Origin of the sequence: Winogradskyella sediminis (assembly GCF_003387355.1) — a bacterium.
Lineage (GTDB): Bacteria > Bacteroidota > Bacteroidia > Flavobacteriales > Flavobacteriaceae > Winogradskyella > Winogradskyella sediminis.
Genome location: NZ_QUNH01000004.1, coordinates 146,251 through 170,395, shown reverse-complemented (window position 1 = coordinate 170,395; position 24,145 = coordinate 146,251). Strand labels below are relative to the sequence as shown.

General features: G+C 34.0%; 21 protein-coding genes. 10 read left to right on the top strand and 11 right to left on the bottom strand.

All coding sequences use genetic code 11. The features are described 5' to 3' along the window. Nucleotides 1-47 precede the first annotated feature (47 nt). The 5 genes from mdh to asnB form a co-directional block, all read right to left on the bottom strand. Nucleotides 48-974 carry a malate dehydrogenase gene (mdh, locus tag C8N41_RS15470; protein WP_092446861.1) on the bottom strand — a complete coding sequence of 309 codons (927 nt, stop codon included), beginning with the start codon at nt 972-974 and terminating at the stop codon, nt 48-50. Between the two features lie 272 nt (nt 975-1,246). Then, nucleotides 1,247-3,196 carry a DNA topoisomerase (ATP-hydrolyzing) subunit B gene (gene gyrB / locus C8N41_RS15465; protein WP_092446860.1) on the bottom strand — a complete coding sequence of 650 codons (1,950 nt, stop codon included), beginning with the start codon at nt 3,194-3,196 and terminating at the stop codon, nt 1,247-1,249. 479 nt (nt 3,197-3,675) lie between these two features. Continuing rightward, nucleotides 3,676-4,557, bottom strand: coding sequence for a pirin family protein (locus C8N41_RS15460; protein ID WP_115839925.1), 882 nt, complete (start codon nt 4,555-4,557; stop codon nt 3,676-3,678). A gap of 103 nt (nt 4,558-4,660) precedes the next feature. Next, complete coding sequence (locus C8N41_RS15455) at nt 4,661-5,257, bottom strand: Crp/Fnr family transcriptional regulator (protein WP_115839924.1); 597 nt, start codon at nt 5,255-5,257, stop codon at nt 4,661-4,663. A gap of 101 nt (nt 5,258-5,358) precedes the next feature. After that, entirely contained in the window at nt 5,359-7,029 is a 1,671-nt protein-coding gene (gene asnB, locus C8N41_RS15450) for an asparagine synthase B (RefSeq protein ID WP_115839923.1), read from the bottom strand. A 265-nt stretch (nt 7,030-7,294) separates the two neighbouring features. Between asnB and C8N41_RS15445 the strand changes: the two genes are divergently transcribed. Beyond that, on the top strand, nt 7,295-7,840 hold the full coding sequence (locus C8N41_RS15445) for a DUF2911 domain-containing protein (protein ID WP_115839922.1): 546 nt from the start codon (nt 7,295-7,297) through the stop codon (nt 7,838-7,840). Nucleotides 7,841-7,940: 100 nt separating this feature from the next. Here C8N41_RS15445 and C8N41_RS15440 read toward each other — a convergent pair whose 3' ends face one another. Continuing rightward, nucleotides 7,941-8,573 (bottom strand): 7-carboxy-7-deazaguanine synthase QueE, encoded by a 633-nt coding sequence (locus tag C8N41_RS15440; protein ID WP_115839921.1) that lies wholly within the window; start codon nt 8,571-8,573, stop codon nt 7,941-7,943. 191 nt (nt 8,574-8,764) lie between these two features. Here C8N41_RS15440 and C8N41_RS15435 point away from each other — a divergent pair, with 191 nt between their 5' ends. Genes C8N41_RS15435 through C8N41_RS15410 form a run of 6 tightly spaced genes read left to right on the top strand, consistent with a single transcriptional unit; the run spans nt 8,765 to nt 13,306 of the window. Next, on the top strand, nt 8,765-10,303 hold the full coding sequence (locus tag C8N41_RS15435; protein WP_115839920.1) for a helicase HerA-like domain-containing protein: 1,539 nt from the start codon (nt 8,765-8,767) through the stop codon (nt 10,301-10,303). Between the two features lie 19 nt (nt 10,304-10,322). Next, the gene (locus C8N41_RS15430) at nt 10,323-10,877 is read left to right on the top strand and encodes a hypothetical protein (protein WP_115839919.1); all 555 of its coding nucleotides are present in this window, start codon (nt 10,323-10,325) and stop codon (nt 10,875-10,877) included. 10 nt (nt 10,878-10,887) lie between these two features. After that, entirely contained in the window at nt 10,888-11,262 is a 375-nt protein-coding gene (locus tag C8N41_RS15425) for a cupin domain-containing protein (RefSeq protein WP_115839918.1), read from the top strand. A 2-nt stretch (nt 11,263-11,264) separates the two neighbouring features. Beyond that, nucleotides 11,265-12,092: an alpha/beta hydrolase gene (locus C8N41_RS15420; protein ID WP_115839917.1), complete on the top strand. Its 828-nt coding sequence runs from the start codon at nt 11,265-11,267 to the stop codon at nt 12,090-12,092. Nucleotides 12,093-12,113: 21 nt separating this feature from the next. After that, nucleotides 12,114-12,884 (top strand): 23S rRNA pseudouridine(2604) synthase RluF, encoded by a 771-nt coding sequence (gene rluF / locus C8N41_RS15415; RefSeq protein WP_115839916.1) that lies wholly within the window; start codon nt 12,114-12,116, stop codon nt 12,882-12,884. Between the two features lie 2 nt (nt 12,885-12,886). After that, nucleotides 12,887-13,306: a VOC family protein gene (locus tag C8N41_RS15410; protein WP_394331431.1), complete on the top strand. Its 420-nt coding sequence runs from the start codon at nt 12,887-12,889 to the stop codon at nt 13,304-13,306. Here C8N41_RS15410 and C8N41_RS15405 read toward each other — a convergent pair. The 4 genes from C8N41_RS15405 to C8N41_RS15390 all read right to left on the bottom strand — a co-directional run bounded on the left by C8N41_RS15405 (nt 13,292) and on the right by C8N41_RS15390 (nt 18,888). Continuing rightward, on the bottom strand, nt 13,292-14,008 hold the full coding sequence (locus C8N41_RS15405; protein ID WP_249033288.1) for a YwaF family protein: 717 nt from the start codon (nt 14,006-14,008) through the stop codon (nt 13,292-13,294). The two genes, C8N41_RS15410 and C8N41_RS15405, sit on opposite strands and share 15 nt — an antisense overlap. A gap of 18 nt (nt 14,009-14,026) precedes the next feature. Continuing rightward, nucleotides 14,027-14,911, bottom strand: coding sequence for a bifunctional 5,10-methylenetetrahydrofolate dehydrogenase/5,10-methenyltetrahydrofolate cyclohydrolase (locus C8N41_RS15400; RefSeq protein ID WP_092446848.1), 885 nt, complete (start codon nt 14,909-14,911; stop codon nt 14,027-14,029). 84 nt (nt 14,912-14,995) lie between these two features. Further along, complete coding sequence (gene ffh / locus C8N41_RS15395) at nt 14,996-16,327, bottom strand: signal recognition particle protein (protein WP_092446847.1); 1,332 nt, start codon at nt 16,325-16,327, stop codon at nt 14,996-14,998. 299 nt (nt 16,328-16,626) lie between these two features. Continuing rightward, nucleotides 16,627-18,888, bottom strand: a complete 2,262-nt coding sequence (locus tag C8N41_RS15390) for a hypothetical protein (RefSeq protein WP_147298971.1) — start codon at nt 18,886-18,888, stop codon at nt 16,627-16,629. Nucleotides 18,889-18,988: 100 nt separating this feature from the next. On the opposite strand from C8N41_RS15390, the gene C8N41_RS15385 reads away from it, so the two are divergent. From C8N41_RS15385 to C8N41_RS15375, 3 genes are read left to right on the top strand one after another with little or no spacing between them, the layout of a single operon-like run. Further along, nucleotides 18,989-19,504: an RNA polymerase sigma factor gene (locus C8N41_RS15385; RefSeq protein ID WP_115839913.1), complete on the top strand. Its 516-nt coding sequence runs from the start codon at nt 18,989-18,991 to the stop codon at nt 19,502-19,504. 57 nt (nt 19,505-19,561) lie between these two features. Beyond that, nucleotides 19,562-20,458, top strand: coding sequence for a FecR family protein (locus tag C8N41_RS15380; RefSeq protein ID WP_170137140.1), 897 nt, complete (start codon nt 19,562-19,564; stop codon nt 20,456-20,458). Further along, nucleotides 20,451-22,766: a TonB-dependent receptor domain-containing protein gene (locus C8N41_RS15375; protein ID WP_115839911.1), complete on the top strand. Its 2,316-nt coding sequence runs from the start codon at nt 20,451-20,453 to the stop codon at nt 22,764-22,766. Before C8N41_RS15380 ends, C8N41_RS15375 begins: the two co-directional genes overlap by 8 nt. Nucleotides 22,767-22,823: 57 nt before the next feature. Here the strand turns inward: C8N41_RS15375 and C8N41_RS15370 are convergent, their stop codons facing one another. Beyond that, complete coding sequence (locus tag C8N41_RS15370; RefSeq protein WP_115839910.1) at nt 22,824-24,110, bottom strand: carboxypeptidase-like regulatory domain-containing protein; 1,287 nt, start codon at nt 24,108-24,110, stop codon at nt 22,824-22,826. Nucleotides 24,111-24,145 lie beyond the last annotated feature (35 nt).

Genomic DNA, 24,145 nt, shown 5'->3' with positions numbered 1-24,145 from the left:
CAACAAAATTATGCCAGTAAGGTTTTTTTAATTCGGTATAAGATATATTACAACTCTAATAAACCATTAGTTTTCTTTACACCTTCAGCGCTTTCTGCCATGTGAGCCTTTTCTGCATCACTTAAAGGAACATCTACTATTTTTTCAATTCCATTTTTACCTAATATTACAGGCACACCTATACAAAGATCGCTTAAACCATATTCACCATCTAGTAAAGTTGAACATGGAAAAATTTTCTTTTGATCGCAAGCTATAGCCTGAACCAAACCACTTACTGCAGCACCAGGTGCGTACCAAGCAGAAGTTCCTAATAATTTAGTTAATGTTGCTCCACCCACTTTAGTATCTGCAGCAACTTGCTCTAAACGCTCTTCTGATAAAAATTCTGAAACTTTAATACTGTTTCTTGTGGCATGCGATGTTAATGGCACCATACCTTTGTCGCTATGACCACCAATTACCATACCATCTACATCACTAATTGGTGCTTCTAAAGCTTCTGCCAATCTGTATTTAAAACGTGCAGAATCTAGTGCTCCACCCATCCCTATAATTCTATGCTTTGGTAAATCTGTAGTTTTGTGAACCAAATATGTCATAGTATCCATTGGGTTACTCACCACAATAATAATAGTGTTTGGAGAATGCTCTACTAAGCTAGATGATACTGTTTTTACAATACCTGCATTAATACCAATTAATTCTTCACGAGTCATTCCTGGTTTACGAGGAATACCTGAGGTAATAACACAAATATCGCTATTTGCTGTTTTTGAATAATCGTTTGTACTTCCTGTGATTTTAGTATCAAAACCATTTAAGGATGCACACTGCATTAAATCCATTGCTTTACCTTCTGCATAGCCTTCTTTAATGTCTAAAATTACAACTTCTGAAGCAAAGTTTTTAATTGCAATATACTCTGCACAACTTGCGCCAACTGCACCAGCGCCAACTACGGTAATTTTCATTTGTTTTTTTTATTTTAAATTAATGTCGAATGGAACTTGCTTAAAACTACTATTTTCAGTCATAACAATTTATAAGCTTATTTCATAGTTATATAAATATTTGTAATGTGTAAATAACGTATTAAATACGACTGTAAATTTACGAATAAAATTACCTTTAAAGAAGAAAGAATGTAATTTACTTGCCGTGTATTTCTAGGATTCTATACCATAAAAAAAGCAACTATGTAAATACATAATTGCTTTTTCATTTTCATTATTTCGATAGCTATTTATGCATCAATATTAGCATAGATTGCATTTTTCTCAATAAACTCTCTTCTAGGCGGTACCTCATCTCCCATTAACATTGAAAATACGCGATCTGCTTCTACTCCATTTTCTATATGAATTTGACGCAACGTTCTAAATTCAGGATTCATAGTGGTGTCCCATAATTGTTCTGCATTCATCTCTCCAAGACCTTTATAACGTTGAATTTTAGCTCCATCACCATACTTTTCCATTAATGCTAAACGCTCTTCATCGTTCCAAGCATATTCTTTCTTCGCTCCTTTTTTAACTAAGAATAAAGGAGGAGTAGCAATATAAATATGTCCGTTTTCTATTAATTCTTTCATATATCTAAAGAAGAACGTTAAAATTAAAGTTTCAATGTGCGCACCATCAATATCGGCATCACACATTATCACAATTTTATGGTATCTTAATTTTGAAAGATTTAAGGCTTTACTATCTTCTTCAGTTCCGATAGTGACTCCAAGAGCTGTAAAGATGTTTTTGATTTCTTCGTTTTCAAAAACCTTATGTGTCATCGCTTTTTCTACGTTAAGAATCTTACCTCTTAATGGAAGTATTGCTTGAAACATTCTGTCTCTACCTTGTTTTGCAGTTCCACCTGCCGAATCTCCCTCAACAAGGTAAACTTCACATTTTGAAGGATCTTGTTCAGAACAATCGGATAATTTCCCAGGTAAACCTCCAATACTCATCACGGTTTTACGCTGCACCATTTCACGTGCTTTTTGAGCAGCATGCCGTGCTTGAGCGGCCAAAATCACCTTTTGGACAATGGTTTTTGCATCTTCTGGATTCTCTTCTAGATAATCCGTTAGCATCTCTGATACAGACTGACTTACTGCTGCTGACACTTCACGGTTTCCTAATTTTGTTTTAGTTTGTCCTTCAAATTGTGGTTCTGCTACTTTAACAGATACAATTGCCGTTAAACCTTCACGGAAATCGTCTCCAGAGATGTCAAATTTCAGCTTATCTAACATGCCAGATTCATCGGCATATTTCTTTAATGTATGGGTAAGACCTCTTCGAAAACCAGAAAGATGTGTACCTCCCTCATGCGTATTAATGTTGTTTACGTAGGAATGTAAGTTTTCAGCATAAGATGTATTATACACCATAGCTACCTCAACTGGCACACCGTTTTTTTCACCTTCAAAAGAAATAACATCTTTCATTAAAGGTTCTCTATTACCATCTAAAAATTTGATAAACTCACTTAATCCTTCTTCAGAATGAAATGTTTCTCCTTCAAATTCGCCATCTTCTTTTTTATGACGTTTATCAACCAAATGAATAGTAATACCCTTATTTAAATACGCTAATTCACGTAAACGACTTGCTAAGGTATCGTAACTATACTCTAAAGTTTGCGTAAAAATGGTTGGATCTGGCTTAAAAGTAACTATGGTTCCTCGTTTTTCAGTATCTCCAACCTTTTTAACAGGATAGAGCGCTTTACCTCTTTCGTATTCCTGCTCCCAAATTTCACCTTTTCTGTAAACTGTGGCTTTTAAATGGTCTGATAATGCATTCACACAACTCACACCAACACCGTGTAATCCACCAGAAACTTTATAAGAATCTTTATCGAATTTACCACCAGCACCAATTTTAGTCATTACGACCTCTAGTGCAGAAACTCCTTCTTTTTTATGAAGATCTACAGGTATACCACGACCATCATCTTCTGTGGTAATAGAATTATCTTCATTAATAATAACGGTAATATTATCACAATGACCTGCTAAAGCTTCATCGATAGAGTTATCGACAACTTCGTACACCAAATGGTGTAAACCACGTACGCCAACATCTCCAATATACATGGAAGGACGCATACGCACATGCTCCATCCCTTCTAGGGCCTGAATACTATCTGCTGAATAGTTATCCTTGTTAAATTCTTCTCTTTTTTCGCTCATTATTTTGAATACATTTTAGTTCGAATCACAATTAAAAAACGATTCCGTTTTAAACGGAATCTATTTAGGTATCTTAATTTCGTTCCATTGTTAAAATTAAGTCCTGATTTGACATAAAAAAAATGACACGCTTGTATCATTTTTTGAATACTAACAAATATACGTTTTTTAAAAGCTTTATAAAAGCATTTTCCCGAATGCCGTTGATAATTATCAACATTTGTTAATTACTTAAAACACTCTTAGAATCGCTAAAAAGTAGCTTAAATTGAATTTTGTGATTTTTTTACAGCTGAATTTGAACCAAAATTATCAAAATCGCTTAGAAGCGCTCTTTTTAAAACCGTAATACGCTTTCAATAGATCAATTTCTGCTTAAAAACAACTCCTTTTTTCACTTTTGACCACTCATTCAATGACACAAAATGTTCTGCCTAATAAAAAAAGCAGTCTAAATTATTAAACTGCTTTGATTAAAATTACTCTTCTAGATAGCCAAATTTTCCGGTATTGAAATCCTGAAACGCCTCCACTAGCTCTTCTTGAGTATTCATTACAAAAGGACCATGAGCGGCAATAGGCTCGTTTATAGGCTCACCACTTAACACTAAAATCACAGCATCGTTTATGGCTTCAACAGTAAAAGATTCGCCATCATTACTAAACATAACAAAATGGTCTTGTGGTACTTTTGTTATATCATTTACAATGGTGTCTCCTTCTACCATTAAAAGTGCTGTTGTGTAATTGGACGGAAAAGCCAATGTTGTCTTGGCGCCTTTTTTCAACTTTACATTATACATATGTATAGGCGAAAATGTGGAAGCAGCTCCGTTATGCCCTTTGTAGTCACCTGCAATAACCTCAACAACTCCTGCATGGTCTGGCAAAGTGATTTTGGTAATTTCCGAATTAGAAATAGCCTGATATTTAGGAGCACTCATTTTATCCTTTGCTGGTAAATTAACCCATAATTGCACCATTTGAAATTCTCCTCCTGTTTTACTCCATTCGGTTTCATGGAACTCTTTGTGCAATACTCCAGACGCGGCTGTCATCCATTGCACATCACCCTCCCCAATAACACCGCCTCCACCAGCACTATCGTTATGCTCAACACGACCTTTATAGGCTATGGTGACCGTTTCAAAACCTCTATGAGGGTGCACACCAACACCTTTTGGTTTATCTGTAGCAGGAAAATGATACTTAGAATTATAATCTAGCATAATAAACGGATCCATCCTTTGCATGGTCGAAGTTCCTGGTATAAAATTATGAACTCTAAATCCATCGCCCACAAAATGTGGTGTTCCTGGTTGGGTTACTTTTTCTATACTTCTGTTTTTATTTGTTTTCATAGTTCTTTAATTATTTAAGTGTATACTGTTAGACAATATTACTAGAACTTAAAGCGCTGTGCATTGACATTTGGTAAGAAGCGCTATAAAGGCTACGAAGCGGTTAATTTGACTTAAAATTTTCTTTAGCCAAAGATTTACGTACTCGACTTAAACTTTCAGGTGTAATGCCCAAATAAGAAGCAATCATCCACTGTGGCACACGTAGCAAAAGATCTGGATACATGGCAACAAATTCTAAATACCTTTCCTTTGCAGAGGCGCCTATTAATAAACTGACGCGCTTATACAAATGGCGAATGTGGTTTTGTAAGAGACGTTCGTTTTGTGTTCTAAAACCAGGATTCAGTTTAGCTACTTCGCTCACAAATTCCTCACTCAACAACACCACCACAGCATCTTCTATAGCATCGATATAATAAGTAGATGGTTGTTGAAAGAACACACTACCACGATCGCTAACAATCCAGTTTTCGGTAGCAAATTGAAGTATATTTTCTTTTCCTTCTTCATTTAAAGCATAAAATCGAAGCACTCCGCGCTCTACAAAAAAGGAATGCGAACACACCTCTCCTGCTCTTAACAAAAACTCATGACTAGCCAAAGTTTTGGTTTGAATAAAAGGTTCTATTTGAACGATTTCATCTTCAGACAAGCCGCCTTTTTCAATAAGAAATTTTTTAAAATTTGCGAACTTCATTGTTTTTATACTAAGGATATGAAATTACAACAATGCTGGATATAAAAAAAGACCAATCTTAATTTTGATTGGTCTTTTTATCCTGTTGTGTTTATGACAGTTTATCCTTTCACATAAGAATCGGAATGCACATTTGCAATAGCTCTTCCACTTGGCTCATTCATCGTTTTAAAGGCTTCATCCCATTCTAAAGCTGTTGCTGTACTACATGCTACACTTGCTTCTTGGGGCACACTTAATGCCGCTGCATCACTAGGGAAATGGCTTTCAAAAATACTTCTGTAATAATATTCCTCTTTATTTAGTGGTGTATTTATTGGAAAACGGAACGAAGCATTTTCTAACTGCTCATCAGTCACTTCCTTTTCAACAATTTCCTTTAAGGTATCAATCCAACTGTAACCAACACCATCTGAAAACTGTTCTTTTTGTCTCCAGGCAACACTTTCTGGAATATAATCTTCAAAGGCTTTACGAATAACCCATTTTTCCATACGTTCTCCGTTAATCATTTTATCTTTTGGGTTGATACGCATTGCCACATCCATAAATTCTTTGTCCAAAAATGGCACACGACCTTCAATACCCCAAGCGGCTAAACTTTTGTTCGCCCGCAAACAATCGTACATATGTAATTTATCTAACTTACGTACAGTTTCCTCATGAAACTCTTGTGCATTGGGTGCTTTGTGAAAGTACAAATAACCTCCAAATAACTCATCAGCTCCTTCACCAGATAAAACCATTTTAATCCCCATAGATTTAATTACTCTTGCCATTAAATACATTGGAGTTGAAGATCTTATTGTGGTAATATCATATGTTTCGATGTTATAAATCACATCCTTAATAGCATCTAATCCTTCTTGAATGGTAAATTTTATCTCATGATGTACTGTACCGATATGATCGGCTACTTTTTTAGCTGCAGCTAAATCGGGTGATCCCTCTAAACCTACACTAAACGAATGCAACTGTGGCCACCACGCTTTTTCTTTATCGTCTGCCTCAATACGTCGTTCTGAATATTTTTTAGCTATAGCTGAAGTTACCGAAGAATCTAATCCGCCAGACAATAATACCCCATAGGGCACATCACTCATCAATTGTCTATGCACCGCATCTTCTAAAGCTTGTTTAACTTCTGCAATACTTGTCTCGTTATCCTTAACAGCATCATACTCTGACCAATCGCGTTTGTACCATTTTACAAATTCTCCATCTGTACTAGACATGTAGTGTCCAGGAGGAAATAATTCAATTTTAGTACAAATACCTTCTAATGCTTTTAACTCTGAAGCGACGTAGAATGTTCCGTTTTTATCCCAACCTATATACAAAGGAATAATCCCCATATGGTCTCTTGCAATGAAATATTCATCTTTTTCAGCATCATAGATTGCAAATCCAAAGATACCATTCATTTCATCTACAAAGTCCACTCCTTTTTCTTGATATAAGGCCAAGATTACTTCACAATCACTTTCCGTTTGAAAATTATAATCCGGAAACTGCGCACGTAATACTTTGTGGTTATAGATTTCACCATTTGCTGCTAAGATTAATTTTTTATCAGGACTTAATAACGGTTGTTTTCCTGAAGCCGGATCTACAATTGCCAATCGCTCGTGGGCCATTATAGCTTTATCATCACTATAAATTCCGCTCCAATCTGGTCCACGATGACGGATTGCTTTTGCCATCTCCAATACTTGAGGTCTTAAATCTTCAGCTTTTTGTTTTATATCAAACGCACATACTATTCCGCACATAACTTTTAGTTTTAGAGTTTAGCTGATTAACTACAGCTATAATTATTAATTACAGGACAAATATGAAATTAAACTTTCATTTTTAAAACATTAAATAGAATAATGGTTTCAATCTAAAACTATAAACACAAAATACATACAATTTAACAACCAACTAAGCACTATTTAAATAGTTTAACGATGAATCTGTAAATTTTAATAATTAATTACGACTACTTGCTCAATTAAAAACTATTTTTAACCAAACCAAAAACCATTATTTTTTATGAAAAAATCAAACGTACTAACTACAATCGCATTTGCATTTGTAATGCTATTCACCCTAAGCATTGGAGCTCAAGAATTTAAAGATTTAGACAAGAGCCCTATGGATGCAGCTGCGTACCCTGCAGATTATAAAGAGTCCAAAAAGTTAATTAAAATAACATATAGCCGCCCTCAATTAAAAGGTCGTAGTGTAGAGAAACTTGCTAAGGAAGGAGAAGTTTGGAGAACAGGAGCAAACGAAGCCGCTGAGCTTACCCTATATAAAGACATGAAGCTTGGAAACAAAAATATAAAAGCTGGTACTTATACTTTTTATATTATTCCTGGAAAAAAAGAATGGACTGCTATTATTAGTAAAGACCTTAATGTTTGGGGAAGCTATTTTTATAATAAGGAAAATGACATTGCCCGTTTAAATGTACCTGTAACTAAAGGGGATAGCTCTTTAGATGCTTTTTCTATTGCTTTTGATAAAGCTGAAAATGGTGTAGACATGCATTTAGGCTGGGGAACCGTTAGAGTTGCTGTACCTTTTAAGATATAGCTGTTAGCTAAATAATAAAAAAGTTCTGAGAAGATTTAATCTTCTCAGAACTTTTTTATTTGCATAATTTATCAATTAAAAAAATATACTAAAATTTAATCTAAGGAATATTCAAATATTTGTGCGTTTGTAGAGATACTTTCCATTTAGGATTTGCCATCACATAATCCACAATCTTAGGCATCACTTTATCTCGTTTACTCCATTCTGGTTGTAAGTACAGAATACAATTACCATTAACTTTGGCAGCTTGCTCTTCAGCAAATTTAAAATCATCATTATTATAAATGATACATTTTAGTTCGTGGGCTTTTTCGTAAACATCTTCTGTTGGTAATTTCATTTTCTTAGGTGATAGACAAATCCAATCCCACTCACCCGTTAACCGATACGCACCAGACGTTTCAATATGAGTTTGCACACCTTTAGCTTTCAATTGTGCCGTTAATGGCCCCATATCCCAAGTTAAAGGCTCACCACCTGTAACAATAATAGTATCGCTAAACGATACTGCATTTTCTACAATTTTTTCAGTAGCCGTCGGAGGATGTAACTCAGCCAACCAGCTCTCTTTTACGTCACACCAATGGCAACCGACGTCACAGCCACCAATTCTAACAAAGTATGCAGCTGTTCCTTTATGGAAACCTTCCCCTTGTATGGTATAAAACTCTTCCATTAAAGGGAGTAACAGCCCTTTATCTATTAACTCTTGTCGTTCTCTTCTTGTCATAAGGGTGCAAATATATTAATAAGTATGCAGTATTTAATCACCAAAGCCTGTAAACTCAAGGTAATCATCGCACATTTAGAAGTTATCCTAATAAAATGAAGTAATTATTACAATTACACACAAATATTGGGTTTAGAAACAATTTCATACTTGATGAAAATTACATTATTTTTATCCAAATTTTCTGACTAATGAAAAACTCTGAAGCTTTTGTAAAGGATATCAACGACGGAAACGCGTTTAAAGGAGACTATATCACCTTAGGTTCTGCAATGTTAGATGGCAAAACCATGACGAACACTTTTGTTAACGTTCCCTTGAAAACCATGAATAGACACGGTCTAATTGCAGGCGCAACGGGTACCGGAAAAACTAAAACGCTACAAGTTTTAGCTGAGAACTTATCAGAAAAAGGTGTTCCTGTTTTACTTATGGATATTAAAGGAGATCTTAGTGGCCTCGCGAAACCGAGTCCTGGTCATGAAAAAATTGATGAACGCCATGCACAAATTGGTTTACCTTTTGAACCTAAAGCATTTCCTGTTGAGCTTATGACTTTATCTGAACAAGACGGAGTACGGTTAAGGGCTACTGTAAGTGAATTTGGTCCCGTTTTAATTTCAAGAATATTAGATGTTACAGAAACCCAAGCTGGAATCATTTCTGTAATATTTAAATATTGTGACGATCATCAATTACCATTATTAGATCTCAAAGATTTCAAGAAAATTTTACAATATGCCACTAACGAGGGCAAAAAAGAGTTTCAGGATGCTTACGGCAGAATTTCAACTGCATCTACAGGAGCTATTTTAAGAAAAATTATAGAAATAGAACAACAAGGTGGAGACCTCTTTTTTGGGGAAACGTCTTTTGATACGCAAGATTTACTTCGAATCGACGAGAATGGTCGTGGGTTTATTAATATTATTAGATTAACTGATATTCAAGATAAACCTAAATTATTCTCAACGTTTATGTTGAGTTTATTAGCTGAAATCTATTCTACATTTCCAGAGCAAGGTGACAGTGGGCGCCCAGAACTTATAATGTTTATTGATGAAGCGCATTTAATTTTTAATCAAGCTTCGGATGCTTTATTAGATCAGATTGAAAGCATTGTAAAATTAATACGCAGTAAGGGAGTCGGGTTATATTTTGTAACTCAAAATCCCACTGATGTCCCTGAGGCTGTTTTGGGGCAATTAGGTTTAAAAGTTCAACATGCATTAAGAGCCTTTACTGCAAAAGATAGAAAAGCCATAAAATTAACCGCTCAAAATTATCCAGACACCGTTTACTATGATACTGCAGAAGTCTTAACCTCATTAGGTATTGGAGAAGCACTGGTTTCTGCATTAGATGAAAAAGGAAAGCCCACACCATTAGCTGCAACTATGTTGCGCGCACCGATGAGTAGAATGGATATTCTCACAGAAGCCGAACTTGGCAGTTTATTAGCGCAGTCTAAGCTCGCAAGAAAATATAATAAAGAAATCGATCGTGAGAGTGCCTACGAAATGCTTAATGATAAAATTAAAAAAGCTGAAGCAGAAGAGGCTAAACAAAAAGCATTAGAAGAAAAAGAAGCAATTAAACGTGCACAAACTAAACGCCAAACACGTTCTAGCTCTACAAAAAGTAACAGAATGAATCCAATTGTTAAAGTCCTCACTAGCGCTACCGTTATTAGAGGAGTGTTGGGTATTATTAGTAAAATGATTAAATAAATAACATCTAAAATCTTATATGAAAAACGTATTATCAGCACTTGTATGTGCTTTATTAATAACCAGTTGCAGTAACGACAATTCACCTAATCCATTTAAAATATCTAAAAACCGTATTGGTTTATTAACAGATTCTACGCAGGTAAAACAACTAGATTCTATTTACAGTAATGATTCTATTGTAAGATACATTGCCGGAGACGAATTTATAGGTTCTGTAAATACCATTGAAATTTATGAAAAAGGAGGTGAAAAACTACTCGATTTAACACCTAAAGAAGCCTTAGACTCTACTTCAGTAATTTCTAGTATAAACATTATTGATCCAAGATATATCACAGCAAAAAACATATCAAACTTAAGTACCTTTAAGGATATACAATCAGCTTATAAAATTTCGAAAGTTAATAATCTTATTGACGTAATTATGGTAACAGTTAATGAGATCAACGCCTCTTTTACTATTGACAAAAAAGAATTACCTGCGAGTATGCGCTTTAATATGAGTATGGAAATTGATCCTATTCAAATTCCAGAAAAAGCGAAAATTAAATATTTTATGATTCACTGGTAGACTAATTCATATGAAAAAAAATAAAAAATACACCATTCAAAATTCACCTTTTGTAGTTCCAACAGAAGATGGTAAAATTATAAAAGAACACTTTGGAAATGCAACAGACGGAAACTCCAATATTAGTATTGCTCATATGGTTGCACCCGCTGGTTGGTCAGAACCATTTCAAACACCAGAGTTTGATGAATACACCTTTATTATAAAAGGAAAAAAACAATTTATTATAGATGGTGACACTATCGTTCTGGAAGCAGGACAATCTATAAAAGTTAAAAAAAACACACGCTTACAGTATTCTAACCCTTTTACTGAGCCTTGTGAATATTTAGCCATTTGTTTACCGGCATTTTCAATTGAGGCTGTTAATAGAGAAGAAGAATAAGCATGAGTAGTTTGGTCATTAAATCTATTGGTAGTGCACTTAACGCTACCAGCATTATTTCGTCTAAATATGCGGCTAAAAAAGCCATAAATCTCTTTGCATCTCCTAGAAAAGGGAGGTATAACGATGAGCAAAAACGCATTATTGATTCTGCATTTTATGAAGAAATAAAATATAACAATATGAATATTGCCACCTATCGTTGGGTAGGTAAAGGCAAAACAGTTTTACTCGCTCATGGATGGGAGAGCAACACATCACGTTGGGCTTATATACTTAAAGACTTAAAGTCACAAGGTTACAATATCGTAGCTTTAGACGCACCTGCTCACGGGCGATCAGATGGAAAACAATTTAATGCTATTTTATATTCAGAATTTATAAATATTGTTGCTAATAAGTTTCAGCCAGATGTTTTAATTGGACATTCTGTAGGCGGCATGTCCTCTGTATTTTATATGCACAAATATCAATTACCTTCCTTAAACAAAATGGTTTTACTGGGAGCACCTGCGCATTTTACAGGTGTTTTTGAACGGTACAAATCCATGATGGGATTCAATAAAAAAATATCAAAAGGATTAGATAATATTATTATTGAACGTTTTGGACAACCCGTTTCTTATTTTTCTGTCGCTAATTTCACCACATCTATTGAAGCAAAAGGGTTAGTGATTCATGATAAAAAGGACAGAATTATTCCATATGAAGATGGACAACTCATAGCCAATCGCTATAAGAACTCCGAATTTATAACAACGACAGGATATGGACATGGTTTAAAAGACCCGTCGCTCACTCCAAAGATTATTGAATTTATAAATAACTAATCTTTATTGTATTTTTACAACATGTCAGAAGATTTAAAACGCCTAAACAAATACCTCAGCGAAGCAGGTTATTGCTCCAGAAGAGCAGCAGACCGCTTAATTGAAGCTGGAAGAGTCACTATTAATGATGCTATACCAGAAATGGGAACTAAAGTCGCACCTGGAGATGTTGTTAAAGTCGATGGCGAAATAATTGGGGAACGCAAACAAAACTTTGTTTATCTCGCTTTTAACAAACCTGTTGGTATTGTATGCACCACAGATACACGAGTTGAAAAGGATAATATTATTGATTACATTAATTATCCTAAGCGCATTTTTCCTATTGGAAGGTTAGACAAACCCAGTGAAGGCCTAATTTTACTTACGGACGATGGAGATATCGTTAATAAGATTTTACGAGCAAGTAACAACCATGAAAAAGAATACATAGTTACTGTGGACCAACCGATTTCTCAAACTTTTATTGAGCGCATGGCTGGTGGAATTTATTTAGAAGAATTAGGAAAGCATACCAACAAATGTAAAGTGAAGAAGATTGACAAATTTACATTTAGTATTATTTTAACCCAAGGCTTAAATAGACAGATTCGAAGAATGTGTGAGTATTGTAATTACGACGTGCAAACCTTAAAACGAATTCGTATAATGAATATAAACCTTGATATCCCTGTAGGAAAATATAGAGAATTATCAGAAGCCGAATTTAAAACACTCAATGATTTAATCAGTAATTCTACAAAAACTTTTGAGGCAAGCGCAAACCATACACCTAGAAAAAACAGACGTTAATTATGGATTTAACTCCTTTTCACCTCGCTATTCCTGTTCATAATTTAAAGGCTTGTAGAAACTTTTACACCAATTTGTTGCAATTTGAAGAAGGACGCAGCAGTGACCACTGGGTAGATTACAATTTCTTTGGTCATCAATTGGTAATTCATTATAAAGAGGAAAGTGAAAACAACAGTTATGCCAACCATGTAGACGGGAAAGCCGTACCAGTGCCACATTTTGGTGTTGTTTTAGAATGGGAAGCCTTTCATCAATTTTCAGAATTATTGAAATCTAAAAACATTGATTTTATCATTGCTCCTTATATTCGTTTTGAAGGACAAGTCGGAGAACAAGCAACAATGTTTTTTAAAGACCCTTCAGGAAACGCATTAGAATTCAAGGCTTTTAAAGATATGAGCCAATTATTTGCAAAGTAATTTACCGCGTTTATGCGCAATAAAAAAAGGCAAGTAGATTAATATAAACATCGGAATTATAATCAGTTGCCCTACAACAATATAATAAGGCCATTCCCCAAAATAGTCTAATAGTGAAGCCGACTGAGGCTTTTCATTTAAATAAAAATAATTGGCATCTAAAAGATTGTTTAGAAACATCATGAGTAGCACATATGCCTGAAGTGCCAAAAAGGATTTGAAAACACTTTTTAAGGTTGGCCTCATTTTTAATTCAAATATGAAATAGAAAATGATAGCCAACAAGCCTAAATGCACCACCCAATATCTAAAGTAATCAAAACTAGGAAAACCTACACTTATATCAGGAGTTAAAACACCTTGTAACGTTCCACCAATGATCCAAAATACTAGAATCTCGAACATCACATATTTACGATAATACGTAAAAATGGGTATGAGCAGTGCCATTAAACTACAGAGGTAAAGTGGCAAATCAGTTTTAAAATTATAGTTATCGAACAGAATTCGATACAAATGAAAACTTACCAAAGTAACCGAAACAAACCATCCTAAATAATGAACAGCTCTTTGTTTTTGAAGACTGTTAAAATTCTTCCTTGAATAATTTATTAGAAATAATATAAATACAAATGCTAGTACTATTGGAAACACATGTTGAAAACTACCAACCGTTACTTTTGAAAGTACGATGTATAGCATTAGTGTCACCATTAAAAATTATCTGCGATTTTTTCTGTGTTGCTCTCTTGCCAATAAGGTGTTTTTTAACAACATAGCAATAGTCATAGGACCTACTCCACCAGGAACTGGTGTTATATAACTTGCTTTTTTGCTCACATTTTCAAAATCAACATCACCAGTAATATAATAGCCTTTTTCAGAATCATCTGGCACTCTTGTAATACCAACATCGATGATCACCACATCATCTTTTACCATTTCAGCTTTTAAGAATTTAGGGACTCCTAATGCCGAAATAATAATGTCTGCTTGCGATGTAATTTGAGTAATATTCTTTGTGTGACTATGTGTTAAGGTTACCGTAGAATTTCCTGGAAACCCTTTTCTCCCCATTAAAATACTCATAGGTCGACCAACAATATGAGAACGACCAATTACCACAGTGTGTTTTCCTTTAGTTTCAACTTCGTAGCGGTCTAATAATTCAAGAATACCGAACGGTGTAGCAGGAATAAAAGTAGACATATCTAACGACATTTTTCCAAAGTTCATAGGATGGAAACCATCTACATCCTTTTCTGGATTTACTGCCATTAATACTTTTTGAGTATTAATTTGTGGTGGTAATGGTAACTGAATTATAAAGCCATCGATATCATCGTTATTATTTAATTCATCAATTTTATCTAATAATTCAACTTCACTAGTTGTATTTGACAAACGCACCATCGTAGACTCAAACCCCACACGTTCGCAAGCTCTTACCTTACTACCAACATAGGTTAAACTTGCACCATCATTACCAACAATAACTGCAGCTAAATGTGGTACTTTTTCATCATTAGCCTTCATCTTATCAACTTCGGCTTTGATCTCGTTTTTAATGTCGTTACTTACTTTTTTTCCGTCTAGAATTGTCATGCTTTTGGTTATTGTTTTCAGGCAAAGACGCTATGGCGCAAAGCTCTATTTTTAATATTATTTTATAAAAACTGATTAAATACTTTATTTAGGCATGTTTTTCATCATCTGCATCATGCGTTTTCCGCCTCCACCTTGCATCATTTTCATCATTTTACTCATTTGAGTAAACTGCTTTAACAACTGATTCACTTCTTGAACAGAAGTCCCAGAACCTTTACCAATTCGTTTTTTACGACTAGCGTTTATAACAGAAGGGTTAGAGCGTTCTTCTGGAGTCATAGAATGAATAATGGCTTCAATCCCTTTAAAGGCATCATCATCAATATCTATATCTTTCATCATTTTTCCTGCTCCAGGAATCATGCCCACTAAATCTTTCATGTTACCCATCTTCTTGATTTGTTGAATCTGTTTCAAGAAATCATCAAAGCCAAACTGATTTTTAGCAATCTTTTTCTGTAATTTTCTCGCCTCCTCTTCATCAAACTGCTCTTGTGCACGTTCTACTAAAGAGACCACATCACCCATTCCAAGAATACGATCTGCCATACGCGACGGATAGAATACATCTATGGCTTCCATCTTTTCTCCAGTACCAATAAATTTAATTGGTTTATCTACTACAGACTTAATAGATATGGCTGCACCACCTCGTGTGTCACCATCCAATTTGGTAAGGATTACACCGTCAAAATTTAAAATATCATTAAAGGCCTTTGCTGTATTTACAGCATCTTGACCTGTCATAGAATCAACCACAAATAAGGTTTCTTGTGGCTGAATGGCTTTATGAATATTAGAAATTTCCGTCATCATCGCTTCATCTACAGCCAAACGACCTGCAGTATCAATAATCACCACATTATGACCGTTTGCCTTAGCGTGAGCAATACCGGCTTGCGAAATAGCTACAGGATCAGTATTTCCTTTATCACTATATACTTCTACCCCTATTTGATCTCCTACAACATGTAATTGATCAATCGCAGCCGGACGATAAACATCACATGCAACTAATAACGGTTTCTTAGTTTTTTTGTTTTTTAAATAATTGGCCAATTTACCAGAAAAGGTCGTTTTACCAGACCCCTGTAAACCAGACATTAAAATAACACTTGGAGTACCAGAAAGGTTTAAACCTTCTGCATCACCTCCCATGAGTTCAGTTAATTCGTCTTTAACGATTTTAACCATTAATTGACCTGGTTGTAATGTTGTTAATACATTTTGACCAAGCGCTTTTTCTTTTACACGAACGGTAAATTCTTTCGCAATTTTAAAGTTAACATCGGCATCTAAAAGCGCACGTCTTACTTCTTTTAAAGTTTCTGCAACATTTACTTCTGTAATGCTACCATGACCTTTTAATACGTGTAACGCTTTATCTAACTTATCACTTAAATTATTGAACATGTTTTATAGTCTTCTGTTTGCAGGCTGCGGTTTGCAATCCACAATATTTTAATAAGCTGCAAATTTAATAATTTATGAGAGAATTATGAATGGGTTTAAGAATTAGTTTTTAGTTAATACCTTATAGCATAATAATGCCCAAAGAATGCACTACAATAGAAGAAAAATTCTAACACATCCTCTATATTATATTTTAATGTTTTGAGACTATCCATGAGGTTAAAAATAAAAAGAGTCACTCATGACAAATGACTCTTTTCAACAACCTAACTTACTAAAATTACTAACTTCTAGTGGATTTATTCACAGTTATTATCTAGAACAATTTCTAAACTACTGTCATTTACATTATGTAAGATCAATTGGTTTGCAGTACACTCTACTACTAACCAGCTTCCGTTTACAGCTTGGATATTTGGCCCAGTTACATTAGAAAAATCAATGATGACTCCATCACTTGTTTGTGATGTATTCCACGTTGCGTCAATGGTAATGGAATCAGTATAGATTACGACTATACCTGAATTATATTCGAAATGAAAATTATAATGACTTAAGTTATCGCTACCGTTATAGCTCGTTATATTCCACTCACAGGCTATTAATATTCCATCGACATCTGCTTCTGAACAATTGCCAGCGTTACAGGTCATAACATTTAATTGAATAGGAAAAATGTCAACTTGATTTTCAATTTCAACTCTTGCATAAATTGTTGAGGACACATCTGCTACACTATAAGAAGCAGGATTTACAATGATATTAGAACCCGAATCTGCGTCAGCTAGAGTTTCATGATAAGTCACAAGATCTGCAGTTGGTGTACAATCTGCAAATGCTATTGAAAGATCAAATTCATACAAACCATCTGTTCCTTCATCACAAAGCTCTAAAACCGCATCGACACTTTCAAAGCACGCAAAATAATTACAGTTCTCAACAATTAAATCGATTGTAAACATATGTACTATCGCTTCATCGTAAATATTTATTATCGCAGCATAAATTACCGTTGGGTTATACATATTACTATAACTTTCTGGAGTATAGATACGGTTGATATTACTTTGCAAATCGCTTTCCGATTCATAATAATAAATTCCATAAATCGCTAAATCTGGACCACATTCGGCATTGGCTTCTGTTAAATTAAAAGTGGCAAAACCATCAATTCCGCACGCTATAAGTTGTGTGTTTTCAAAACAACTAAAAAGATCGGTATTACAATTTTGTTCTAGGACTAAAGTTTGATCGTCTTTATGTAAAACGATTCGATCTGTATCACATTCAACAATTAACCAGTCTCCATGGAGGCTTTCCTGAAAAGCCGTTAATTCAGCAAATGTTAACCAAATACCAGCATCTGTTGCAGATAAATCCCAAGATCCTCCAATTGCTGAAGCAGCCATTCCTTCTGAAATTTGAACATCACCATTGGCATTAAAAATCATTTGATTTGTCTCAAAATTACCGCTACCATTACTAAAATCCCAAGGACACTCTTGCAAAATGCTACTAATATCAGTAAGCGAGCAACCCAAATCATCTTCGCATTCTTGGTTAATCACCATAGTTTGCCCTTCCTTGGTTAATTGTAAAATAGCGTTAGCACATTCTACCACGTGCCATTCACCATTAAAATCTTCAAAATCTGTTTCTAGATTAAGATATAATCCGTTTTCTGTAGTAATAAGCGACCAATAACTCACAAAATTATAAGTATTCCCATCTTGATAAAAAGCGAAGGTATTGTCGGAATAAAACACGAGATCCATTCCAATAAATTCGGGTAAGCTTGAGTAAGTTGTAATTTCCCAAGGACATGCCTCTAAACTTGATACTAAAGAAGCTTCTGAACAATCATCAATAGAACAATCATCACCAGCCAATTCAATAGCATCCGCTAATTCTTCATTGCTATTGACCTCAATACTATCTCCGTTGCTATATTGTAAATTTACTGGAAAATTTAAACTCACCACAACCACATTCTCATCATCTTCTAAATTATCTAAAAATCCGTGTAAAGCCTCATCACTTTCAATAACTATGGTATCAATAAGGTTAAAATCGGCATTAAAAACTGAAAAAGAAATAGGATATACTATATCTACACAAGCAATAGCGTCAGCGTCCTCTGTTTCACAATCGCTCACAAAATCTTGCAGTTCATCTTCATTTTCAATTACAATTTGACTGTAATCACTAAATACTATGGTGATTGGAAATATAAAATCTAAAAAATCATCGTCCATAGACGACTCGTTATACAAGTTTTCTAATTGTTGTAAATCAGATGGTGTTTCTATAATCATGGTAATATCACTCACCTCTACAGTCACTGGTAGTTCTACGGAAAAACAACTTGCACCATCTAAGATATCATCAGCCGCACCAAAATTTGCAGTAGTTCTACTCAATAGAATTGCCAAATTAGAATTAGAAATAATGGTTTCTTGATCATTAGGATTTTCAATATCAGTAATCTCTTCTTGGCAAGACGTAAAGTAAAATAGGGCAAAAAGGAGGTAAACAAATAAATATTTTAACTTGATTTTCATAGCGTTATGCTTTTCCATTTATTATAAAACAGTTAGGCTTCTATAATTCCTACCCAATAATCTAAAATATTATTTATAATTTGTGAGCCTATTAAGAACCATGAGTAAACCCTTACAAGATAATATCTGTGAATCGCAATTATTTGAGCGCTTTTATAAAAAGCATGCTAAAAATCTGCATGATTTTTTATATTATAAATACGGAGATCAATTAAATCCGCAAGACAAAGTACAAGAAGCCTTTATTAAATTATGGCAAAACTGCAGTAAAGTCGCGCCAAATAAAGCAAAGAGCTATTTATTTACCACAGCAAACAATTTAATGCTTAATGCTTATGCGCATCAGAAAGTGGTACTGAAACACCATAAGCAACCTCTAAAAACATCTACTAACGAAACCCCAGAATTTCTTTTAGAGGAAAAAGAGTATCATCAAAAATTACAAGTAGCACTCAGCAAATTAACCGAAGCCCAACGTGTTGCTTTTTTAATGAATAGAGTTGAAGGCAAACGATTTAAAGAAATTGCAGAACTATTAGATATCTCTGTAAAAGGAGTAGAAAAACGCATCTATGGAGCCTTAAAAAAGTTACGAGAAGATATTGATGAACTTTAATAAATGTTAGAAGTAGGAGTTTTTAATGATAAGCTGTTATATACTTGAAATCACATTATGAAGCGAGAAGAACTTATAAAAAAATGGTTAGATCATAATCTTAACACTGAAGAGCAAATTGCTTTTGAACAGTTAGACGATTATAATGAATTAATGAAAATGGACAGCGCTTTAAGAGATTTTAAAGCTCCAAAATTTTCTAGTACCCAAAGCTATCAAGAAGTTAAAACAAAACTTAAACCTAGAGTTTCACAACCTCAGCAATGGCTAAAACCTTTACTTAGAATTGCAGCAGTATTAGCTATAGGGTTTAGCATTTATTATTACACCACCTCTTTAGATACCACCATAGACACAGAAATCGCAGAACAAACAACAATTGCGTTACCAGATAATTCTATGGTTAACCTTAACGCCAACTCTACTGTAACGTTTAATGAAAGCCACTGGAATAAAACAAGAGCAGTAGAACTGCAAGGGGAAGCTTTTTTTAAAGTGGCAAAAGGTAAAAAGTTTGATGTTATAACAGCAGACGGTATTGTAAGTGTACTAGGCACACAATTTAATGTAAAACAACGCCAATCTTATTTTGAAGTAACGTGCTATGAAGGACTAGTTGCTGTCACTTATAATAACAAAACAACCAAATTAAAACCAGGCCATAGTTTTAAGATTATTGATGGGAAACTACTTGCAACTGAAAAAGAAAACGCTGTGCAACCACAATGGCTGAATGGCGAAAGTAGCTTTACAAGTGTACCTCTGAAATATGTTATTAAAGAGTTGGAAAACCAATATAATAGAACTTTAACTACCGAAAACGTTGATCTTTCGCGTTTATATACAGGAAGTTTTACACATAATAATTTAGATTTAGCATTAAAGTCTGTCACAATACCATTAAATTTAAGCTACAGCATATCTGAAGAATCTATATTATTAAAGCGTGAATAAAAAATTACTTAGTTTCATTTTTTACTTTATAGCAATTGCCTTTTGCAACCTTGCGTATAGTCAGCAGCAAAAAGCAGTACAACCGCTTACTGAAATTCTTCAAGCATTGGAAAAAAAACACCATGTTATATTTTCGTTTGAAACTAAAATCATTGAAGGCATTTCAATTAAACCTCTGTCTAAAGACCTTTCTATTCAACAGGTCTTAGCTCAATTAAATCGAACAACGGATTTTAATTTTAAAATGCTAAGCGACCGATTTATTGCCATAACACCGAAGGAGACCGATAAAAGCCAAAGCGAAATTCAACAATTAGAAGAAGTGGTTATCACTAATTATCTTACCAAAGGTATTTCTAAAACAAACAATGGAACCATAAAAGCAGACACCAAAGCGTTTGACATTCTACCTGGATTAATTGAACCAGACGTGCTACAAATTGTACAGAATCTACCTGGAATTATGAGTGTTGACGAACGCATCTCAAATATTAATGTTAGAGGTGGTACTAACGACCAAAACTTAATATTATACGAAGGCATAAGAATGTATCAATCAGGTCATTTTTTCGGATTAATTTCGGCTTTTAATCCGCATTTATCAGAAAACATTACTGTTTCAAAAAACGGTACAAGTGCTAAATATGGTAATGCAGTTTCTAGTACAATTGCCATAAAAAATGGTGATAAGCTAGACAATAATATTTCGGCTGGAATAGGCGGCAACATGCTGAGTGTAGATGCCTTTGCCAAAATACCATTATCAAAAAAAACAGAGTTACAGCTATCTGCAAGGCGTTCTTATACAGACATTCTAGTGTCTGAAACGTATGATGCTTATTTTGAACGGATTTTTAAAGACTCTGAACTCAATGCGGCTTCTCAAATGAATACACTTTTAGCCCAAGACGAACGCTTTTTATTTTATGATTTTAATGTTAAATTTTTATATGATATAGACCGTACTTCTAAATTGCGAATTAACGTAATGAACATATCTAATAATTTGAATTTTGATCAAATTTTTACTACCGTAGACAACAATTTTCAAGAGACTAAAAGTGATCTAGATCAAATGAGTTATGGAGCAAGTGTTACTTACATAAAACAGTTACATAACGACACCAAACTATCGGCACAAATCTATTCTTCAATCTACGATTTAGATGCACAAAATAATAATATTACCCAGAATCAATTATTCACACAAGAAAATAAAGTGGAAGATTTTGGTTTGCGGTTAGACGTATCTAACACCATAAGTAAAGACTTAAAATTTAATGGAGGGTATCAATTTAATGAAGTTGGTGTCACCAATTTTGAACATGTAACCAACCCAAATTACACAAGTTTGGTAAAAGAAATTATAAGAACACATGCCTTATTTGGTGAAATAGAATGGTACTCTTCTTCTCGCGACACCTATATTCGTTTGGGCTCTAGAGTCAGTTATTTTGGTAAATTATCTGAATTTTTAATAGAACCACGTGTTACTCTAAATTATAAATTTCTCGATTATTTTAGATTAGAAGCTATTGGCGAATTAAAAAGTCAATCAATTACTCAAATTATAGATTTACAACAAGATTTTTTTGGTATCGAAAAACGAAGATGGCAACTAGCTAACGGTAAAGACGTTCCGTTAATTAAAAGTGAACAAACCTCTTTAGGCCTCAGTTATAACCAAAACAACTTACTCATTTCGGTTGAAGGATACTATAAGGGTGTTCATCATATCACAGCACGTAGTCAAGGATTTCAAAATCAATTTCAGTTTATAAATGATATTGGTCATTACACGGTTAAAGGTGTAGATTTTCTTATTCACAAGCGCTTTAGTGATTTTAGCACATGGCTTAGTTACACGTATAGTAAAAACGACTATAATTTTAATGAAATTAATAATAGTAACGCGTTTCCTAACTCAATTGATTTAAGGCATGCGGCTAATGCTTCTTTAACCTATAATCGTAACAATTTTAAAATTGGTATAGGACTTAATTGGCACTCAGGCAGACCTTTTACAGCTCCTTTAGATATGCAAGACAACACGATTACCACCATAGCTTACAATGCACCCAATAGTTCTCGTCTTAGCGATTATTTTAGAACAGATATGTCCGCGATTTATAAATTTCAAGCTTCAAAAGGAATACAAGCTGAAATCGGAGCCTCTATCTGGAACATTTTTAACCAAACCAATATTATAAACCGCTATTACACACTAAATACTGAAGGCGACATAACACAGATAGATAACAGATCCTTAAAATTGACTCCCAACTTAAGCTTTAGATTGAATTTCTAATTACAGAAAAAGCCTCGAAATAGATTCAAGACTTTTTTACATTTCAAAGAGATATTTTTAGCCGTTAGCTGTTTTCGCTTTATCTTTTTGTTTCTCTATGTTTTTCTTAATTTTATTTATAGCTGATTCAATAGACTTATCGGGTTCTATTAAATTATATTTTCCCCAAAAATTAGGATCTGAAAAACCAGAAATAGCATCTGTAATAATTATAGAAGGTCTAAGTTTATCTTTGTTTTTAATTTTCTTGTCAGTAGTATTCACCTCCCAATCCGTTACTGCCATTTCGCTAGACAAAGTATACACCTTATTAAAGAGCTGACGCTTTTTATTCACTTTAAAAGTTAAGCTTAAGTTAGAATAACTATAATACCACTTATCCCCTTTTTCTTTATAATCTACTTTATAAATTGCCTCTAAAGGGTAAACGACAACATCGCTCGGTTTTCTTTTGACTAAAAGATTTTTAGTTTTACTCATATTACTAACATCTAAAAAGTAATTAGCGCTGACTAACGCTAATGATTGTACATCAATAAAAAGTTTCCCTTTATAATTCACTGCGAGCTGATTACCCTTTGGAGTAAAATCAACAACAAATACAGTTCTGTTATTTATAGTTGACGGCTTATTAAAACTAAAATTATAACTACTAATACTTTCGTCTGTAAAAATATATTCTGGATATTTCATTATATCTAAATACATCGTTGAAAACGGACCACCTTGCAATTTCACAGAAACAGTATCTAAACGCTTATAGTCCGTACTTTTTCTCGCTTTACCTAGCTGAATAGCATCTCGTTGTTTAGAGGAATTCGGTTGTTTTAAAATATTAACTACAGCCTCTGTTAAGGATACATTTCTATGTCTGCGTTTAATGGTTTCTCTGTAAAAAGCCGTCATAAAAACAGACTCATCCCCAACATTAACGCTTTTATCGCTAAATACTTTTCTTACAAGACTTTCAGCATTTTGGTACGAAGAAATATTTACAGCAGACAGTTCTGTTACAGCTTCGAATAATTCAATAATAGTTTTTTCCGTGTTTAATTCTGATAAAGGCACCACATAGGTATTATACCCTAAAAAAGAAACCAACACTTTAGAATCTAACTTATTGTTAGGAACTTTTAAGGTAAAATAACCTTCAGAATTGGTAATTGTACTAATGTTAGTATTATTAATACTAAGACTTGCGGCCTCTAATATTTTATTAGTTTTACCGTCAATAACTTTACCTTGGTATACTTTAAAATCCGTCTGAGCATTTAAAGAAAATAACACAAATACCATAAATAATAAAGTACTCATGAAACGTTTTAGCGTGTGAGATTTTTCCATAACAATAAGATTTAAGGAACATTATAACGCTTACT

Excerpts from the sequence above, each read along its gene's own strand:
- mdh (WP_092446861.1), bottom strand. The coding sequence starts at position 974 with ATGAAAATTACCGTAGTTGGCGCTGGTGCAGTTGGCGCAAGTTGTGCA.
- gyrB (WP_092446860.1), bottom strand. The coding sequence starts at position 3,196 with ATGAGCGAAAAAAGAGAAGAATTTAACAAGGATAACTATTCAGCAGAT.
- C8N41_RS15460 (WP_115839925.1), bottom strand. The coding sequence starts at position 4,557 with ATGAAAACAAATAAAAACAGAAGTATAGAAAAAGTAACCCAACCAGGA.
- C8N41_RS15455 (WP_115839924.1), bottom strand. The coding sequence starts at position 5,257 with ATGAAGTTCGCAAATTTTAAAAAATTTCTTATTGAAAAAGGCGGCTTG.
- asnB (WP_115839923.1), bottom strand. The coding sequence starts at position 7,029 with ATGTGCGGAATAGTATGTGCGTTTGATATAAAACAAAAAGCTGAAGAT.
- C8N41_RS15445 (WP_115839922.1), top strand. The coding sequence starts at position 7,295 with ATGAAAAAATCAAACGTACTAACTACAATCGCATTTGCATTTGTAATG.
- C8N41_RS15440 (WP_115839921.1), bottom strand. The coding sequence starts at position 8,573 with ATGACAAGAAGAGAACGACAAGAGTTAATAGATAAAGGGCTGTTACTC.
- C8N41_RS15435 (WP_115839920.1), top strand. The coding sequence starts at position 8,765 with ATGAAAAACTCTGAAGCTTTTGTAAAGGATATCAACGACGGAAACGCG.
- C8N41_RS15430 (WP_115839919.1), top strand. The coding sequence starts at position 10,323 with ATGAAAAACGTATTATCAGCACTTGTATGTGCTTTATTAATAACCAGT.
- C8N41_RS15425 (WP_115839918.1), top strand. The coding sequence starts at position 10,888 with ATGAAAAAAAATAAAAAATACACCATTCAAAATTCACCTTTTGTAGTT.
- C8N41_RS15420 (WP_115839917.1), top strand. The coding sequence starts at position 11,265 with ATGAGTAGTTTGGTCATTAAATCTATTGGTAGTGCACTTAACGCTACC.
- rluF (WP_115839916.1), top strand. The coding sequence starts at position 12,114 with ATGTCAGAAGATTTAAAACGCCTAAACAAATACCTCAGCGAAGCAGGT.
- C8N41_RS15410 (WP_394331431.1), top strand. The coding sequence starts at position 12,887 with ATGGATTTAACTCCTTTTCACCTCGCTATTCCTGTTCATAATTTAAAG.
- C8N41_RS15405 (WP_249033288.1), bottom strand. The coding sequence starts at position 14,008 with ATGCTATACATCGTACTTTCAAAAGTAACGGTTGGTAGTTTTCAACAT.
- C8N41_RS15400 (WP_092446848.1), bottom strand. The coding sequence starts at position 14,911 with ATGACAATTCTAGACGGAAAAAAAGTAAGTAACGACATTAAAAACGAG.
- ffh (WP_092446847.1), bottom strand. The coding sequence starts at position 16,327 with ATGTTCAATAATTTAAGTGATAAGTTAGATAAAGCGTTACACGTATTA.
- C8N41_RS15390 (WP_147298971.1), bottom strand. The coding sequence starts at position 18,888 with ATGAAAATCAAGTTAAAATATTTATTTGTTTACCTCCTTTTTGCCCTA.
- C8N41_RS15385 (WP_115839913.1), top strand. The coding sequence starts at position 18,989 with ATGAGTAAACCCTTACAAGATAATATCTGTGAATCGCAATTATTTGAG.
- C8N41_RS15380 (WP_170137140.1), top strand. The coding sequence starts at position 19,562 with ATGAAGCGAGAAGAACTTATAAAAAAATGGTTAGATCATAATCTTAAC.
- C8N41_RS15370 (WP_115839910.1), bottom strand. The coding sequence starts at position 24,110 with ATGGAAAAATCTCACACGCTAAAACGTTTCATGAGTACTTTATTATTT.